The following is a 17,086-nucleotide window of genomic DNA, read 5'->3' as shown; positions in this document are numbered from 1 at the left end:
CGATCGATGGTTGAACGCCTTGTCCGCTGGTCCCTCGACAACAGGGTCGTGGTCTACGCCTTGTCGCTGCTGCTGACTTTGTTCGGCACGTTCGTGGCTTTCCGCATGCCCGTTGACGTCGTGCCGGATCTCACCGCGCCGACCGTGGTCGTGGTGGTCGACGCGGGCGGCTATACGCCGACCGAAGCCGAGCAACTCGTCACGATCCCGCTCGAGACGGCGCTAAACGGGGCACCGGGCCTCAGGCGTATCCGCTCCAATTCGGCAACCGGTCTCTCGGTCGTGACGCTCGAGTTCGACTGGCAGACGCAGCCCGCGGAGGCGCGCCGGATCGTGTCGGAACGGCTGATCTCCGCGGCCGGAACCCTGCCGGATGACCTGCCGCCGCCGGTGATGACGCCGGCTTCCTCGGTGATGGGCGAGATCATGTTCGTCGCGCTGCGATCGAACACTGCGTCGCCGACCGACCTCAAAAGCATGGCCGACTGGACGATCCGCCGGCGCCTGCTGGCGGTGCCGGGCATCGCCGAGGTGATGACGATCGGCGGCGACGAGCGGCAAGTGCAGCTGCTGCTCGATCCGGCGCGAATGAGCGCGCGGGGCGTCGGTGTGAATGACGTGATCGGCGCGGTGAGGCAGGCGAGTGCCAACCGCTCGTCGGGAGTGGTCGTCGAAGGCGGCCAGGAAGTCCTCGTCGAAGGCGTGGGGCGGGCGACAAACCCGGCGGAGTTCGGGGAAGTCGTCGTCGGGGAGCAGGGCGGGCTTCCGGTCCTTGCCCGCGACGTCGCGGACATCCGCGTCGGCGAAGGCCTCAAGCGCGGCACCGGCTCGTTCAACGGGCGGCCCGCGGTGATCCTGGCGATCCAGAAGCAGCCGAACGCCAACACGCTGGAGCTGACCGAGCAGCTCGACACCGTGTTCGCCGACATTCAGCGCACGCTGCCGCGGGGAATGGTCCTGGAGACGCACGTCTTCCGGCAGTCTGATTTCATCGAACGGGCGGTCGACAATGTCACGCGCGCCCTCGTCGAGGGCCTCATCCTAGTCTCGATCATCGTGCTCGTCTTCCTCGCCTCATGGCGGGCTACTTTGGTGACGCTCGCCGCAATACCGGTATCGGTCGTCTGCGCGCTGCTGGCGGTGAACCTGGTCGGTGGGACCATCAACACGATGACGCTCGGCGGCATCGCCATCGCGCTCGGCGTGCTTGTCGACGACGCGATCATCGTGGTCGAGAATATCGTCCGGCGCCTGCGGATGGAGCGCGCCAAGCCGGAGGGCGAACGAGCGGCCTATATCCGCATCGTCGGCAATGCGACCGTCGAAGTGCAGGGATCGATCGTGTTCGCCACGCTCATCATCCTGCTGGTCTTCCTGCCGCTGTTTGGCCTCACCGGGATCGAGGGGAGGCTGCTCCAGCCGCTGGCGCTCGCTTACGGCGTCGCCTTGCTCGCCTCGCTCGCGGTGGCCCTGACGCTTACCCCGGCGCTCGGCGCCGACGTTCTGTCGCGCAGCGAGCGTGCTTTGGCGCGGGAGCCCAGGTGGGTGCATGGAATGAAGTCGCGCTACGCGCGGCTGCTCACCAGGCTCCTCCCGCGCTGGAAAATGCTCGCTGCCGGGTCGGCGGTGCTAGTCCTGCTTGCCGGGCTTGGCCTTGCGCTCTCCGGGCGGGCCTTCCTGCCCGAGTTCAACGAGGGCAGCCTCACCATCAACGTGACCACCTTGCCCGGAACCTCGCTCGAGGCGTCGGATCGAACTGCGGCCGAGGTCGAGAGGATCATCCTGGCACAGCCGGAGGTGGCGACCACAGCCCGCCGGACCGGACGCGCGCCCGGCGATCCGCATGCCCAGGAGGTGTTCGCTTCGGAGATGGAGGTCACGCTGCGGCCGGGCGGCCGCGAGCGTGAGCAGCTGCTTGCGGACCTGCGCGAGGCGGTCGCGCGGGTTCCCGGCATCCAGACCATCTACGGACAGCCGATTTCGCACCGCATCGACCACATATTGTCCGGCGCCCGCGCCAATATCGCCATCAAGGTGTTCGCGCAGGATCCGCAGGCGCTGAGACGGCTTTCGGCCGAGGTCCAGCGGCGGGTGACGGCAGTGCCCGGAGCGGTCGACGTTCAGACGGACACGCAGGCGCAGGTGCCCTATCTAAGGCTGCGGTTCCGGCGTGCCGAGCTGGCCCAGGCCGGGCTGACCACCGAGCAGGCGGCCGAAGCGGTCGGTGCTGCGATCGGAGGGGCGACGGTCGGGACCCTGATCGAACGGCCGGTCATCACCGACGTGGTGGTGCGCTACGATCCCGCGCTGGTCGGCGACGGGTCCACGCTCGACACCATGCTCCTCTCGACGCGCGACGGGCGGCTGGTCCCGCTCGGCTCGGTTGCCGACATCGTGCGCGACCTGGGCCCAAATACCATCTCGCGGGAGAGCGTCGAGCGGGTCCAGCTGGTGCTTGCCAACGTTTCCGGCCGGGACCTCGGTGCGGTCGTAGCCGACATTCGGGAGGCGGTGGCGCCTATTGCCTTGCCGCAAGGCGCCCGCATCGAGCTCGGCGGCCAGTTCGAGAGCGCCGCGTCGGCCACGCGAACGCTCCTCGCGCTCGGCGGTGTGGTCCTGATCGGCATGTTCCTGCTGCTCCGGCAGGCGTTCCGATCGAGCCGCGACGCCGGCATTGTCATGCTGAACCTGCCGCTCGCCCTGGTGGGTGGAGTGATCGGGCTTTGGGTCACCGGCGGCGTGCTGTCGGTGGCGACGATCATCGGCTTCATCACCCTCTTCGGCATCGCTACCCGCAACGGCGTCATGCTGATCTCCCACGTTCGCCACCTTCGCGAGATCGAAGGAATTGCCGATCTGGAGACCGCAGTGCGTCAGGCCGCCGAAGAGCGGCTGGTGCCCATCCTGATGACCGCGCTTGCGGCCGGCTTCGCGCTCGTGCCGCTCGCTCTCGCGATCGGCGAGCCGGGCAGCGAGATCCAGGCACCGATGGCGATCGTCATCCTGTGCGGCCTTGCCAGCTCGACCGCGCTCAACATGCTGGTGCTTCCAGCGATCTACCTGCGCCTCGCCACCGGCGGGTTCCGCTTCCGTCGGAGTGAGCGGAAAACACCGGTAATTTCGGAAACATAGGAGGCGGGATGCTCTACCTTTTCATCAAGGCCGCGCTATCGGGAATCATCGTAGCCGCCGTATCGGAGATCGCGCGGCGGAACGCGGGGCTGGGCGGGCTGCTCGCATCGCTGCCGTTGGTGTCCGTGCTTGGGATGATCTGGCTCTGGCGGGACACGGGCGATCCGGTGCGGATGGCTGCGCATGCGGAAGCCACCTTCTGGTACGTCCTGCCGTCACTCCCGATGTTCCTGCTGATACCGCTGCTGCTTCGACACTCATTCTCCTTCTGGAGCGCGCTGGCGATCGGCTGCCTCGTCACCATGGCGCTTTATGCCGGGATGATCACGTTCGGCGCGCGGCTTGGGCTGCGCCTATGACCGGAAGGCACCTGAAACCCCCGCTGCGTGAGCGCCTCGATCTAGAGGCGCTTCACCCCTCTACGTTAGCGAGCAGCTCACTACGGTCGAGATCGCCGAACGCGGGGGCTCCACCGGGATCCGTGCGCAAGCTCATCCTGGCCTGCGACATTCCGATGCGCACGGGAGGCGACAAGCCATGACACGCGTGTCTCCAGGCCTGCCGCGAAGCTACGCTCGGCGGGTGCGCCCGTCGCAACCTCAGATCCACTTCAACCGGGAAAAGATATGCAAGGACCAATGATCGCGCACGTGCCCGCGGCTCGCCCGCCTGGCCAGTCGTGGAGAACGGCATTGTTGGTCATAGCCGCGGTCGCGGTGACGCTCCTCGCCGAGGCGGCCGCACTGGCGCACGGCGTGGAGGAAGGCGACCAGGGCTACATCCAGGAGATCAGCGGAGTTCATCTGCTGCCGTTCCTGTACCTTGGCGCCAAGCATATGGTGACGGGCTACGACCATATCCTGTTCCTGTTCGGGGTGATCTTCTTCCTGTTCAGGCTGAAGGATATCGCCCTTTACGTCAGCCTGTTCGCGATCGGCCACTCCGCCACGATGCTGCTCGGCGTCTATTTCAACTTCGGAATCAACAGCTACATCATCGACGCGATCATTGGCCTCTCCGTCGTTTACAAGTCGCTCGACAATCTTGGCGCGTTCCAGCGCTGGCTGGGCTTTCAGCCGAACACCCGCGCGGCGACGCTGATCTTCGGTCTTTTCCACGGCTTCGGCCTGTCGACGAAGATCCTCGACTACCAGATCGATCCGGACGGGCTCCTGCCCAACCTGCTGGCCTTCAATGTTGGCGTGGAGATCGGCCAGCTTCTCGCCCTCACGGCTATCCTCATCGCCATGGGCTATTGGCGGCGGACGCAAAGCTTCTGGCGTCATGCCTACACCGCGAACGTGGTGACCATGACGGCAGGCTTCATCCTGGTGGGCTACCAATTGGCCGGCCTCGCGGTCGCCTGAGCATCAAGGAAAAGACAATGCACAACTCGAATATACCAACGCATGTCGAGCTGCCGTCCTCGAAGCAGCTTGTCCGCTCGACCCTAATCGCCGCCGCGGCGGCGGGTGCCATCCTCGTCGCGGTGGTCCTGCCGGCCGAATATGGCGTCGACCCCACCGGCGCCGGCACGGTGCTTGGCCTCACTGAGATGGGCCGGATCAAGATGCAGCTTGCGGCCGAGGCGGAGGCCGACGGGGCTGCGGCCACGCCGGCCGCACCCGCTGCACCCGCTGCACCGCCGGCAAGTGCCGGGTCGGCTGCGCAGAGCGCGCCGGCGCCGGCTCCCGCGGTCCCCGCAGGGACACGTTCGGATCAAATGACGGTCACGCTCCAGCCCGGCGAGGGCGCCGAAGTGAAGCTGACGATGGTCGAGGGCGCGCGGGCGAACTTCAGCTGGACCGTCACCGGCGGCGTCGTCAACTTTGACCTCCACGGAGACGGTGGAGGGCGCTCGGCCCGCTACGAACAAGGCCGCGGCGTGCCGCGTGCCGAAGGCGTGCTCGAAGCGCGTTTCGATGGAAATCACGGCTGGTACTGGCGCAACCGGGGGCAAGCTCCCGTCACCGTTACGCTCCAAACGAACGGCGCGTATAGCGCGATCAGGCGCCTGATCTGACGGGAAGCGGATAGGACGGTCCCATACGCCTCTTGATTGAAGCGGGGCCGACATGGCGGTGAGCAGATCGCCGAGGGTGAGAACATGCTTATGACAGACGCGCTCGTTTACGCGGGCTTGTTCGCGGCCGCCTTCCTCGCGGCCACGATCCTCCCCGCCCAGTCCGAAGCCTTGCTCATAGGCCTGCTCCTCGCCGGGGAGCAGCCTGCTTTGCTGCTGTTAGCGACGGCCAGCCTCGGCAATGTGCTCGGCTCTGTCGCCAATTGGCTGCTCGGGCGCGGAATCGAGGGCTTCGCAAACCGGCGGTGGTTCCCGGTGAAGGCAGCCGCAATGGAGCAGGCGAAGCACTGGTATCGCCGCTGGGGCAGATGGTCGTTGCTGCTGAGCTGGGCGCCGATCGTGGGAGACCCGATTACAGTCGCGGCGGGGGTGCTTCGCGAGCCGCTCCCGATATTCCTGTTGCTGGTGACCGTGGCGAAGGTTGGCCGCTACCTCGTCGTGGCCGGCATCACCTTGCACTGGATGTAGTGGAACGGTGCTGTCGGACGCCCGACAGGTCCCGAACGTGAGCGTTCGGAGGGCTGATCGTCGCGGCGGGAATTCTGGTGCTGAGGCTGCACGAAGAGGAGAGAAAGCAGTCGCCTGATGAGCGACGGGTGCGGAGAGGCCGCACCGGCTCTCATCGGAGACTACCCATGATCAGAACAATCCCGCTCAACAAGCTGATGCCCAGTCCGCGCAACGTGCGGCGCTCGTCGGACGAGCAGGCGGACATGCAACTGAAGGCGGACATTGAGGCGCGGGGGCTGTTGCAGAACCTCGTCGTCGCGCCGGCGCGCAAGCCGAAGGGCCGGTTCACCGTCGAGGCTGGCGGGCGTCGTTTCCGCGCTCTCGCTTCCCTTGCCGAGGAGGGGAAGCTCCCCGCCACGCATGAGGTTTGCTGCCTCGTGATCGACAGCGACCCGGCTGCGGCTCAGGAAGCCGGCCTCGCGGAGAACTTCCAGCGGCTCGCCATGAACCCGGCCGATGAATGTCTCGCCTTTGGGCAGCTGATCGAGCAGGGCGCGGACGTCGAAGGCGTCGCTCGCCGGTTCGGGCTCACCGTGCGGTTCGTGGAGGGGCGGCTGCGACTCGCCGGCCTCGCGCCGGTGGTGTTCGAGGCCCTCGGCGCCGGCGAGATCACGCTCGACGTCGCCAAGGCCTATGCGGCAACCCCGGACCGGGAGCGGCAGACGTTCGTGTTCGAGCAGGTCAGCCGCAGCTACATGGCGAGCCACCCGGACAGCATCCGCAGGATGATGACGCAGGCGACGGTGAGTGCCAGCGACCGCCGTGCCCGCTTGGTTGGCGAGGAGGCCTATATCGCCGCCGGCGGGAGGATCGAGCGGGACCTGTTCTCGGACGAAGACGGCGCCCGCTGGCTGGACATCGCGCTGCTGGAGAGGCTCGCCACCGAGAAGATGGAGGCGCTCGCCGCCGACATGGCAGCTTCATCCGGACTGGCCTTCGTCCGGCCGACGCTGGAGAGCTGGGCAGGCTACGACCTGACAGCGGGGCTGCAGCGCGTTCGGCTGGAGACTCCTCCTCTCAACGACGAAGAGACTGCCGAAGTCGAGGCCCTGGAGTCCGAGGCCGAAGAGTTGGTCGCGCAACTCGAGGATGAGCAGACCGGCGACGAAGCTCGCGAGGAGGCCGAGGCGCGCGTCCGCGAGATCGGCGCTCGCATCGAGGCGATCACGGAGAAGGCGCCGGACATACCTGACGACGTTAAGCCCCGCATCGGGACGTTTCTGATCCTCGACGAAGCCGGGCAGCCACGGCTCGAAACCAGCTATTTTGTCGAGCCTTCGGACGAGCCTGAGGAGGTGGAAGCGTCGGACCAGCAGGCCACCGGCGATGCGCGGGAGCCATCGCCTGAAGCGCCGGAGCCTGCGGCGAAGTCGGCCTCGCTCTCGCAAGCGCTCGCAGACGAGCTGGCGATCCAGCGCCGGGACATCCTCGCCGTCCACGTCGCCGCCGATCCGGGGCTGGCTTTGGACCTCGCCATCTTCCTGATGATCGACCGGGAGGCTGGCTATTCCTCGGAGAAGAGCGGCTCCTCCCTGGTCGCGCTGCCCCCGTCCGACCCAGTGTTCGGGTTCAGGACGCCCGACGCCGCGGCGACGCGGAGCCGGAAGGAGGCCTCCGAGGCTCTCGATCGCAGCTGGACCGAAGCCGACACGCGCGCCGGCCGGTTCGACGCCTTCCGTGCGCTGCCGGACGAGGCCCGGGCTGCTTGGCTCGCTCACGCGGTCGCTTGCACCCTCGAGGCCAGCCTCAACCTCCCCGGTGGCCGTGTCTGCGCATTCCACGACCATCTCGGGCAGCTGCTCGGCATCGACGTTGCGAAATGGTGGCGGCCGACCGGCGCCAACTATTTCGACCGTGTGCCGAAGACCACGATCTTGGAAGCGATGGAGGAGGTCGGCGGGCCGGCATTCGCGTCCCGCTACTCCAAGGGAAAGAAGGCGGAGCTGTCCCAGTCGGCGGAGCGGATCTTCGCGGGTGACTTCATCGGGGAAATCGAGGTGAAGGAGAGGGCGCTTACGTGGGTCCCCGATGCGATGCGGTTCGCATCGCTGGCTGTGGACGAAGCCTCTGCAGACACGCCGCCCTGGGAAGACGACCCCACACAGCCATCGATCGCAGCCGATGCCAACCGGGCGGATAGAGCGGCCGCCGATCAGGACGGCGGGCCCTGTCCGGTCGACCGGCCGTGCGATGGCTCGCCATCGGAACTCGAGCAGGAGAGGGGAGACGGCACGCAAGATGCGCCTCCGGCCGAGCAGGAGGAGGTCGAGGAAGCGGCCTGACGTCTCCGGGCGCTTGCTTCAGGGGCGGTCCTTCGGGACCGCCCCGCCACCTCGTCACCGGCTGGGGACGGCCACCGGACTTTGTGAAAACTGGCCAGAGGGCTTGCCCAAGAGGGATATGCAGGCACGCCCTACTTTCCGCCGCGATCGACCCGAACCATTGCGCCCAGCTGAGGAGCCTCACTGAGCCGGCCCACACAGCCCGTCCGGACGGGCAGTGGACATGCTCACAGGAGATTGGCGACGACGGCGCCGGGATCGAACGGATCGCCGCCCGGTGTCCCTGCCGTCCCCAACCTGTGGCGAGACTTGCCCGCCTACGGGCAGGCTTCACCGAGCCGCATTGCGAAGAGATGCTACTGCGGTCCCTGCCGGTCGCGGCGCCTCCTGCGTCGCCACGCATTGTAGCCGAGGCGACTGGGAAAGAGGACGATGCCCGCCACGATCATGACCAGCGCCAGCGCCGTCGAGACGATCAGGAGCGGTGTGTTGAAATCCTCATGATTCTTGAAATCCATGATGTGAAGCGACCAGAGGAAGTCGAAGACCCGCCACAGCGTTGACCGCCGCGCAGTAACCACGCCGGTGTCCTGCGCCACGTAAAGCGCCCGGTTGGCTCCGTCGTCGAACTCGATCCTCCAGGCTGGGAGTGCGGCCCGGTACTCGGGCGATGCCTCCGTCACCAGGCTGACGCGCGCCGCTTGAAGATTCCCCACATGGTCCGCCTCGGCGATCTCGACGGCCAAGGCCGAGGGTACAGGCGAAATCTGGCGCCCGCTCCCGAGATCGTAGAGTCGAGGCCTTCCTTCCCGCGGCGAGACCAGGGCCACCGGCCGGGCCAGCATTGTCCGGATCTCGATGCGTTCGCCCGGGGCCGCACCCGCGATCCGCTGCAGGCCGGCGGCTGCAACGGCGATCGATATGGGAGCGGGTGGCGCCGCGGCCTTCATGTGCTCCGAGCGGACCTGCTCGATCGGAGCAATGGCAAAGAAGAGGCCGCTGACGAACCAGAACAGGATCTGGATCGCCATCAGGAGAGCAAGCCACTTGTGAACCTTACCCGCAACGCGCGCTGTCGCCGACATCCTCCGTGCCTCCCTGTTGTTCTTACGCAGACGCCCGAGCTCTTCGCGCGATGCCGCTACTTCTGCAGCCGAGGCGCGGCTTCAGATTATCCGCGGCCTCGGCTGTCCGTACCACGTATCAGCAGTGACCCGCCGCGCGATGCTCCGGTGCGCATGCGGGCGCTGGCGTCGGAGAAGGCGCCGGTGGAGTGGCTTCGCGCCGCGGCGCAGGCGGTCGAGCTGGAGCCGCTTTCGGCGCCGCCCGCGGTTCGCGAGCGGTCTCTGCCGGGGCAGGACGCGCACGCTCCCGGGGTTCGGCAGCAGGCGTCGGAGTCGCCGCTGGAGCGGCAGAACGGGCCGGTGCGGCCGTGGCGGCCATGGGCTCGCCACGCAGCATCGCTTCCAGATGCGAGATGGAGCGGCGCTGGTCCTCGGCCGTCCGGCGGGCCAACGCCACGACTTGCGGATTACCGCCCTGCCGGATCAGAACCTCCGACATATCGATGGCGCCCTGGTGGTGCGCGATCATCTTGCGCGCCCACGTCTCCGAAAGGTTGCCGCCGGTCGCGACCATCATCTGCTGGTGCATGCTCTGCTCGACCTGCCCGAACGGGTTCGCCTCGCCCGATCCGCCAGCGAGGCCGCCGGCCAGCATCCGCTCCAGCTCGCCGATTTCACGCTGCTGCTTCTCAGCATCCGCGCGCGCCATCTGTACGTAGGCGGGATCGCCGCCCGCATCGATCAGGACCTGAGACATAGCGACAGCGCCGCGATGATGCTCGATCATCTTCCGCACCCAGGTCTCCGATGCGTTGGCGCCGGTGGCAGCCATCATCTGCTCGTGCATCTGCATTTCGGCCTGCGAGTACGGCCCAGTCGGCATCGCTTCCGCACTGCCGTTGCCCGCCGTCTCCTGCGCATTCGTCGCGGCGGACTGGTTGTCGGTGGTCGAGCCGCCACCGCATGCCGCGGCCAGTGCGAGGAGGGAGACGGCGAGAAGCGATCTCCCCAGTTTAATCTGCTTGGTCATTCTCATTCCTTCTTCGTTGGAGCTGCCCCGCTCGAATTCGTGATCAGAACATCATGTGCTCCATGCCGTGCGTGACCGAGGCTCCCAGGAACCCCTGCACGAGCAGCAGAGCGACAATCAGGCCGAGCGCCGCCACCATGCGGCCGCTGTGCACGGAAGCGCGCCGGCGCCAGGCCCACCATGCGACGGCGCCGCCGATGAACGCCAGAACAGTGCCAACCCATCGATGAAGCATGAGCACCGTGTCGGCGTCGTTGATCGTGAGGCCGCCATTGAGCCAGCCGAGAGCCGCGGCGATCACGCTCGCCGCACCGGCGACGACTATCAGCGCCCTGATCAGCTCGACCGTCTCTCCGCGCCGCCGTGCGAGAACCAGCGCCACCAGCGCCACCGGAAACAGGGCGATCGGGAAATGCACCGCGAAAGGATGCATTCGGCCGAACCAGCTCACCAGCCGTTCTGGAACGGTTCTCGGCTGCTGGGCCTCCATCGCGTCCATATGCTCCTCCATCTGCTCCTGCATCGCAGACGGCGGGACGCCCGGAGCGCGGGCTTCGATCGGCCGCGCGCGCTCCTTCGCCGCGCTCTGATGCTTCTCATGCGCATGCGCTTGAGGGCCGAGGCCGGCCGCCAACCCGCCAGCGATCAGGATGAGCAGCAGGAGGGTGCGGATCAGAACCATGTCCGGACCCCCAGCAGCACGCTCCAGCCGCCGACGTCTTCGCCAGCAGTGCGTCTGAAGTCGGCCGTGCCGCCGAAGGCGCGCTCATATTGGACGCCGACATAAGGTGCGACGACGGCGGTGCCGCTGCGCGGGAAGAATTCGTAACGAAGGCGCGCACCGAGCTCCGCCGTCGTGAGCCCGCTGCCGAGCCCCAGCTCCGCCACGTCCTGAAGCGAGAAATCCATCTCCCCGCGCGGTTGGAGGATCAGGTTCTGCGTCAGGCGCAGGTCATATTCCACCTCTGCGCGCGCCGTAACCTCGCCCCGGTTCGACAGGAAGACGGCGCCTTCAACCTCGAACCAATAGGGGGCAAGCCCCTGCACGCCCGCGACGAGGTGGGTGCGGTCCGGTCCCTGTCGCAGATCCTGGCGGACACCGAACTGGAGATCGAACCAGGGATCGATCGCGCGGCTCCACAAGGCCTGCACTTCGACACCCTCGAACTCGCCGCCGAACTCGCCCTCGCCCTCGGTCTTCAGCCAAAGCTTGTTGATGTCTCCCCCGTACCAGAATTGCGCATCCCACGTGTATGTCTCGCGGCCGTCCTGGAAGCCCACCTCGAGCTGATCGATCAGGAACCTGGACGCCTCCATGCCGCCATGCTCCTGCGCGAGCGCGGCGCGCGACTGCGCCATCGCCGCCGGGTCGAACACGGTGTCCGCTGCGTGGGCTGGGCCGCTCAACGCTTCGGGGGGCGGGGGCGCCACCGCGGGCACGGGAGCGCCGCCTGCTGCCGCGCCATGGCCGGCGTGCGGGTCGCCTGTCTGCTCGGGTGCTGGCATCCGATGTCCGGCATGAGGATCGGCCGCGGTCGGCGGCGCTGCCTGCGTGGGGATTGTGCAATGCCCCATGGCCGCATGCTCGGGGGTGCAGGTCTGAGCCGGTGCCGGTGCCGGAGTAGGTGCCGCAGCTGGAGCTGGAGCTGGAGCGGGCATGCGGCAATGCCCCATCGCGGCGTGCTCCGGGGTGCACGTCTGAGCTGGCGTCGGAGCTGGGGCAGGCATCCTGCAGTGTCCCATGGCTGCATGCTCGGGCGTGCATGCGGCTGCGGGCGCCGGTGCAGGGACCGGGGCGGACACTGGCGCCGGCTGTGCGGCCGGCGGGTTCGCCGTCTGCCCATGGCCGGCATGCTGCGCCAGAGCCGGACTTGCGAGCCCGGTGGCGAGGAGGAGGGGGATCAGGCGCTTCATGCTGCGTCTCCGTCGAGCGGGCGGACAGTGACGACACGCATCATGCCTGCATGCATGTGGTAGAGAAGGTGGCAGTGGAACGCCCAGTCGCCCGGAGCATCCGCTGTCAGGTCGAGGTCAACGAACCCGCCTGGCAGCACCTTGACCGTGTGCTTCATCGGCTGGTTGGCGCCATGGCCGTTCACGATCTCGAAGAAGTGCCCGTGAAGGTGCATCGGGTGAGTCATCATCGTGTCGTTGATCAGCCGGAGCCGGACGCGCTCGTTGCGCGCGAAGCGATAAGGCTCCGGATTCTCGCTTAGCTGCTCCCCGCCCATAGACCACATGAAGCGCTCCATGTTGCCGGTGAGGTGGATGTCGATCCGCCGTGTTGGGGTGCGGGTGTCGCGGTTCGGAGCGAGAGAAACGAGATCCCGGTAGGTGAGCACGCGGTGACCGACATTCTCCAGGCCTAAGCCGGGGTCGCCGGTGCGATCGACGGGATCGGGGGCGATCATGTCGACGCCAACGCCGACCCGGAAATCGACCTGCGACTCATCCCGCATGTCCATGTTCGAATGGTCCATCCCGGCGGCGCCCGGGGCTGCTGTGGTGCCCGGCGCATTGCCCTGCTGGGCCCCTCCCGATCCGGGGTTCATGCCGCCATGTCCCATGCTGCTATGGTCCATGCCGCCCATGCCCATGTCGCGCATGTTGAGCGTCGGCCGCTCCCGGAGCGGCGGGACAGGCGCGGTCATCCCCATTCGCGGCGCGAGCGTTGCGCGAGCCATTGCCGAGCGGTCGATGCTCTCCGCGACCACGGTGTAGGCGCGGTCCTGCGGCTCGACGATGAAGTCGTAGGTTTCCGCGTTTCCGATCTGGAACTCGTCGATGGCGACCTGGCGCATGTTGATGCCGTCGGTGGCGACCAGCGTCATCGGCAGGCCGGGAATGCGGAAGTTGAAGGTGGTCTGCGCCGCGGCGTTGATGATCCGGAGGCGCACCCGCTCGCCCGGCCTGAAGAGACCGGTCCAGTTCTCGCCGGGGCTGTGACCGTTGATCAGCAACGTATAGGCGGCCTCGGTCACGTCAGAGATGTCGCTCGGATCCATCCGCATGCGCGCGAACATCTGCCGGTCTTCCCGGCTCAGCTGCTCGCTGCGCTGCCCGAGCAATGTCTCCCTCTGCCGGTTGAAGAATCCGCCTTCCTGCTTCAGCCGCGAGAAGATCTGGTGCGGGTGCATGAAGCTCCAGTCGCTGAGCACGATCACATGCTCGCGGTCGTAAGCGGCCGGTTCGGCGCCGGCCGGATCGATGATCATCGGCCCGTAATGGCCGACCTGCTCCTGGAGCCCGGAATGGCTGTGATACCAATAGGTGCCCGACTGTCGGAGCGGGAATTCGTAGGTGAAGGTCGAGCGCGCCCGAATGCCGGGGAAGCTGATGCCTGGAACGCCGTCCATCTGGAACGGCACGATCAGCCCGTGCCAGTGGATCGACGTATCCTCGTCCAGCTGATTGTCGACGATCAGCCGGACATTCTGTCCCTCGCGAAGGCGGATCAGCGGCGCCGGGATCGTGCCGTTGATGGTGATCGCATGCCCGGCGCGCCCATCGACGTTGAACATGCTCTCGGCAACGGTGAGTCTGATCTCCTCGCCTGAAAGCGTCGCCATGGTCTTGGCGGCCATGCCGTGGCTTCCGGTTTGGGCCCAGGCCGGAAACAGGCCGGTCATACCGAGGCCGACGCCGCTTAGCGCGGCTCCGCGCAGGAGCGTGCGCCGGTCGAGAATAAGCTTGTCGTTCATATGATTTTCCCGGGGCCGCAGGCGCGGCCCTTCATTCGTCGGTGCTTCCGGGCGGCGGCACAGGCCGCCGCCCGTCAGCGGCCGATCAGTGGTTCTGGTGAGTCTGCGGCTGGGCCGGCTGCTGCTGGCCCGGCTGTGCGCGCCGCTCCTGGCAGCAATTGCCGCCGCTTCCCGACGCCATGCCCTCGCAGCAATCCATCCGGCCGTTGCCGTTCCGATCGGCGCAGCAATCGCCGTTCATGGCGTGGCCCTGATGCTGGTCGTGCTGCCCGCTTTGGCCCTGCGGCATATGGTGCCCGGCATGGCCGGCCTGACCCGTTGGCGCGGCAGTTCCGTGCTGCCGATGCTGGCTATGGTCCTGGTGCTGCGGCGCGGCAGGCGCGGTCTGAGCCGCAGCCGGTATGGCGAACGCAAGCGCGATCGCACCGATAAGAATCTTCATCTCAAAATCTCCTGAGCCGTTCGAAAACGAAATCCGATCGAAGCTCAGGCGGTTCGAGGAGGAGGGTCGTCCGATTCAGGATGGAGGCCGGCGATGCGGCTGACCAGCGGGAGCGGCTGGGCCAGCGCCGGCGGCAGGGTGTGGTCCGCAACGATGTTGGCAAGGGGAGGGATGGCCGAGCACGCAATGGCGCAGTCGATCAGGCAGTCGCCTGAGCGAGAGTCTTGATCCTCAGTCTGGGTCTGGCCGGCCATCTCGGCGCAGTGGGCCGACTGGCCGGCGGCCTGCTCGTGGTGCGCGGAAGCCGTCGGCGCCGGCATAGCCATGGCCGCATGTTCGCTCACCATGCTCAGTGGCGCTAGAAGCAGCGCCAGCATGGTCAGGATCCGAACGAGGCGCCTGGCAACCATCGTATGCAGATAGTTCTCGGCGGGGCGGGTTACAATCATCGAGCCTGCTCCGGTTCGCCAGTGCCGCCCTCGAGCTCGCCAAGGATTGGACAATCAGGGCGGCTGTCGCCGTGGCAGTTCGCAGCCAGATGTTCGAGCGCCCTCCGCATCTCGTCCAACGCCCGCGCTTTCCGCTTCAACTCCGCGGCGCGACTCGTGGCGAGCGCCTTGACCTCGGCGCTTGCCCGGCCGCGATCATGCCAGAGCGCCAGCAGCTTCGAGATCTCCTCGGTTGGAAAGCCGAGGTCCCGCGCGCGCCGGATAAAGCGGAGCGCGTTGACTTCTCGTTCGTCATAGTCGCGATAACCTGAGTCCCGCCGGGACGCCTTCGGCACAAGCCCGATCTTCTCATAATGGCGGATCATCCGCTGACTGACACCGGATGCCTGCGAGGCCTCACCGATCTTCATGGGGTCGACCTCCTGAATGGAAGAACAGCGCAAGAATCCACAGCGCCACGGGTGCGAGGAGCAACCAGCGGAAGTCGGAACCGATCGCGAAATTGACCCCGCTCATCAGCACCGCAGTGGCGACTGCGGCCGACGCTAGGAAGAAGGTCTCCGCGGGGGGTGCTGCGATGCCGTACCTTTCGCGCCGGGCTGCGAGAAGCACCAGGATCCCGACGCCGGTCATCTGTCCGCCCATCACGGCGAACACCCACTGCAGCCACGCCTCGATGCCCGGTGCCGCTGCGCGGATCGCGGCAGCCGAGCCTCTCATGAAGCGCACGTCTTCAGGAAGAAAGCTCGGCCGGCACAGAATGAAATAGAGTCCCAGTGCGATCTGATAGATCCCGCAGGCGGTAAGCAGCCCAAGCGCGATCTTCCGCCTGACTGCTCGCCGGTCCGTCACAGCCGGACCGTTCTCAGCCGAAGCGAATTGCCGATCACGGCCACTGAGCTGAACGCCATGGCCGCGCCGGCGATCATCGGGCTCAGCAGCAGGCCGAACAAAGGATAGAAGACGCCGGCCGCGATCGGCACCCCGGCCGCGTTGAAGACGAACGAGAAGAACAGGTTCTGGCGGATGTTGCGCATCACGGCGCGGCTGAGGCGCCGCGCCCGTACGATGCCGGTGAGATCGCCCTTCACGAGCGTCACGGCCGCGCTTTCCATGGCCACGTCGGTGCCGGTGCCCATGGCGATGCCGACGTCGGCCGCGGCAAGGGCGGGGGCGTCGTTGATACCGTCGCCCGCCATCGCGACCCGGCGCCCCTCCCGCTTCAGCCGCTCGACCACCGCCTGCTTCTGGTCGGGCAGCACGTCGGCCATCACCTCGTCGATCCCGCCGATCCGCCGGGCCACGGCTTCGGCCGTGCGCTGGTTGTCTCCGGTTAGCATCACTACTCGGATTCCCTCGCGACGAAGCGCCGCCACGGCTTCGCCGGCATTCTCCTTGACGGGGTCCGCTACCGCGATGAGCCCGGCAAGCTGCCCATCGATAGCGGTAAACATGACGCCCTGGCCGTCGGACCGCATCTCGTCCGCGCGTCCGAGAAGCGGGGATACGTCGATGTCTTGATCGACCAGCAGCGCGCGGTTGCCGAGCGCGACCTGACGCCCTTCCACCGTTCCGCTGACGCCCTTGCCGGTGTGCGATGCGAAGTCGGTGGAGGAGGAGAGGGTGAGCCCGCGCTCTTGCGCGCCTTCGACAATCGCGGCTGCAAGCGGATGCTCGCTGCCTTTCTCGAGCGCGGCGGCAAGTCGAAGCACTTCGGCTTCCTCGAAGCCTCCTGCAGGGACGACTGCGACGAGCTTGGGCTTTCCGAGCGTCAGAGTGCCGGTCTTGTCCACGACGAGGGTGTCGATCTTCTCCATCAGCTCCAGCGCCTCGGCATTCTTGACCAGCACGCCGGCGGTCGCGCCGCGGCCGGTGCCGACCATGATCGACATCGGCGTCGCGAGACCGAGCGCACATGGACAGGCGATGATGAGGACAGCCACCGCGTTGACGAGCGCGTGGCTCATCGCCGGCTCCGGGCCGATCAGGGCCCAGGTGGCGAACGAGAGAACCGCAACCAGCATCACCGCAGGGACGAACCATCCGGACACTTTGTCGGCGAGGCCCTGGATCGGAGCGCGGGAGCGCTGGGCTTCAGCGACCATCCGCACGATCTGCGAAAGGGTCGTGTCCTTGCCGACGCGCTCGGCGCGCATAAGCAGGCTGCCGGTGCCGTTGACGGTCGCGCCGGTCAGCTTAGCACCGGCCGTCTTCTCGACCGGCACCGGCTCGCCGCTGATCATGGACTCATCGACGGAGGAGTGACCCTCCACCACGACGCCGTCTACCGGGACCTTCTCGCCGGGGCGAACCCGAAGCAGATTGCCTAGGTGAACATGCTCGATCGGTATGTCCTCTTCGCTGCCGTCGGGCTGGACGACACGCGCCGTCTT

At 67.1% G+C, this 17,086-nt stretch carries 16 protein-coding genes; 6 read left to right on the top strand and 10 right to left on the bottom strand.

Going from position 1 to position 17,086, the window contains the following annotated elements; translation table 11 throughout:
- Nucleotides 1–6: 6 nt before the first annotated feature.
- The 6 genes from VF631_RS14170 to VF631_RS14145 all read left to right on the top strand — a co-directional run bounded on the left by VF631_RS14170 (nt 7) and on the right by VF631_RS14145 (nt 8,007).
- Entirely contained in the window at nt 7–3,132 is a 3,126-nt protein-coding gene (locus VF631_RS14170; RefSeq protein WP_431850970.1) for an efflux RND transporter permease subunit, read from the top strand.
- 8 nt (nt 3,133–3,140) lie between these two features.
- The gene (locus tag VF631_RS14165; protein ID WP_431850969.1) at nt 3,141–3,491 is read left to right on the top strand and encodes a DUF3147 family protein; all 351 of its coding nucleotides are present in this window, start codon (nt 3,141–3,143) and stop codon (nt 3,489–3,491) included.
- 336 nt (nt 3,492–3,827) lie between these two features.
- Complete coding sequence (locus VF631_RS14160) at nt 3,828–4,499, top strand: HupE/UreJ family protein (RefSeq protein WP_431850968.1); 672 nt, start codon at nt 3,828–3,830, stop codon at nt 4,497–4,499.
- A 17-nt stretch (nt 4,500–4,516) separates the two neighbouring features.
- On the top strand, nt 4,517–5,155 hold the full coding sequence (locus tag VF631_RS14155; protein ID WP_431850967.1) for a transmembrane anchor protein: 639 nt from the start codon (nt 4,517–4,519) through the stop codon (nt 5,153–5,155).
- A gap of 84 nt (nt 5,156–5,239) precedes the next feature.
- Nucleotides 5,240–5,683: a YqaA family protein gene (locus VF631_RS14150; protein ID WP_431850966.1), complete on the top strand. Its 444-nt coding sequence runs from the start codon at nt 5,240–5,242 to the stop codon at nt 5,681–5,683.
- Between the two features lie 167 nt (nt 5,684–5,850).
- Nucleotides 5,851–8,007 carry a ParB N-terminal domain-containing protein gene (locus VF631_RS14145; protein WP_431850965.1) on the top strand — a complete coding sequence of 719 codons (2,157 nt, stop codon included), beginning with the start codon at nt 5,851–5,853 and terminating at the stop codon, nt 8,005–8,007.
- 356 nt (nt 8,008–8,363) lie between these two features.
- Here VF631_RS14145 and VF631_RS14140 read toward each other — a convergent pair whose 3' ends face one another.
- The 10 genes from VF631_RS14140 to VF631_RS14095 form a co-directional block, all read right to left on the bottom strand.
- Entirely contained in the window at nt 8,364–9,092 is a 729-nt protein-coding gene (locus VF631_RS14140) for a PepSY domain-containing protein (protein ID WP_431850964.1), read from the bottom strand.
- Nucleotides 9,093–9,210: 118 nt separating this feature from the next.
- Entirely contained in the window at nt 9,211–10,101 is an 891-nt protein-coding gene (locus VF631_RS14135; protein WP_431850963.1) for a DUF305 domain-containing protein, read from the bottom strand.
- Nucleotides 10,102–10,144: 43 nt separating this feature from the next.
- The gene (locus VF631_RS14130; protein ID WP_431850962.1) at nt 10,145–10,783 is read right to left on the bottom strand and encodes a DUF2231 domain-containing protein; all 639 of its coding nucleotides are present in this window, start codon (nt 10,781–10,783) and stop codon (nt 10,145–10,147) included.
- Entirely contained in the window at nt 10,774–11,607 is an 834-nt protein-coding gene (locus tag VF631_RS14125) for a copper resistance protein B (RefSeq protein WP_431850961.1), read from the bottom strand. Before VF631_RS14125 ends, VF631_RS14130 begins: the two co-directional genes overlap by 10 nt.
- A gap of 404 nt (nt 11,608–12,011) precedes the next feature.
- Nucleotides 12,012–13,802: a copper resistance system multicopper oxidase gene (locus tag VF631_RS14120; RefSeq protein ID WP_431850960.1), complete on the bottom strand. Its 1,791-nt coding sequence runs from the start codon at nt 13,800–13,802 to the stop codon at nt 12,012–12,014.
- An 85-nt stretch (nt 13,803–13,887) separates the two neighbouring features.
- Nucleotides 13,888–14,244 (bottom strand): hypothetical protein, encoded by a 357-nt coding sequence (locus VF631_RS14115; RefSeq protein ID WP_431850959.1) that lies wholly within the window; start codon nt 14,242–14,244, stop codon nt 13,888–13,890.
- Between the two features lie 44 nt (nt 14,245–14,288).
- Nucleotides 14,289–14,693, bottom strand: a complete 405-nt coding sequence (locus VF631_RS14110; protein WP_431850958.1) for a hypothetical protein — start codon at nt 14,691–14,693, stop codon at nt 14,289–14,291.
- Complete coding sequence (gene cueR / locus VF631_RS14105; protein WP_431850957.1) at nt 14,690–15,103, bottom strand: Cu(I)-responsive transcriptional regulator; 414 nt, start codon at nt 15,101–15,103, stop codon at nt 14,690–14,692. Before cueR ends, VF631_RS14110 begins: the two co-directional genes overlap by 4 nt.
- On the bottom strand, nt 15,090–15,422 hold the full coding sequence (locus VF631_RS14100) for a hypothetical protein (RefSeq protein WP_431850956.1): 333 nt from the start codon (nt 15,420–15,422) through the stop codon (nt 15,090–15,092). The genes cueR and VF631_RS14100 overlap by 14 nt, the downstream gene beginning before the upstream one ends.
- A gap of 119 nt (nt 15,423–15,541) precedes the next feature.
- On the bottom strand, nt 15,542–17,086 hold a 1,545-nt coding region (locus tag VF631_RS14095; RefSeq protein ID WP_431850955.1), incomplete at its 5' end, for a copper-translocating P-type ATPase.

The organism is Allosphingosinicella sp. (assembly GCF_036387615.1).
Taxonomy (GTDB): Bacteria; Pseudomonadota; Alphaproteobacteria; order Sphingomonadales; family Sphingomonadaceae; genus Allosphingosinicella.
Note: the sequence above shows the minus strand (reverse complement) of the source record. Positions and strands in the feature narration are given on the sequence as shown.